This window comes from Frankia tisae (genome assembly GCF_025403405.1).
GTDB classification, from domain to species: domain Bacteria; phylum Actinomycetota; class Actinomycetes; order Frankiales; family Frankiaceae; genus Frankia; species Frankia tisai.
In genome coordinates this window covers 1-391 of sequence record NZ_JANEZT010000860.1, presented here as the reverse complement: position 1 = coordinate 391, position 391 = coordinate 1, and the positions used below count along the sequence as shown (strand labels likewise).

Below are 391 nucleotides of genomic sequence, written 5' to 3'. Positions count from 1 at the left end.
AGGCAGTAGTCACCCTGTGGCACAAGAGAATGTTCCGGAAGGCAGTCGTTTCCGGTGGCATGACCGCAGGTCTTCACGATTCAGAAGCCGAAACCATGGCTACCCGCCTCATGGAGTTGGGAATTCCAGAGCATGTGCTCATCATCGAGCCGTTCGCCATGAACACTGGTGAGAACGTATGGCGCTCGCGCGAGCTTGCCGAGCGCATGCTGCCTCTCGAAGAGAGACGGAGCGTCATTGCCATCGGAAAAATCTGTTCCGCGCGTCGATATCTGATGACACTGGCCCGTCATTGGCCAGGGCCAATCGTTACCGCGCAGTGGGTCAACTATTTCGCGGTGGACAAGAGTGACTGGCACCTGGATCCGGAGTTCGCCGAACGCGTCAGGGC

At 58.1% G+C, this 391-nt stretch carries 1 protein-coding gene; it reads left to right on the top strand.

Going from position 1 to position 391, the window contains the following annotated elements:
• Positions 1 to 59: 59 nt before the first annotated feature.
• On the top strand, positions 60 to 391 hold a 332-nt coding region (locus tag NBZ85_RS32015), incomplete at its 3' end, for an ElyC/SanA/YdcF family protein (protein ID WP_261563534.1).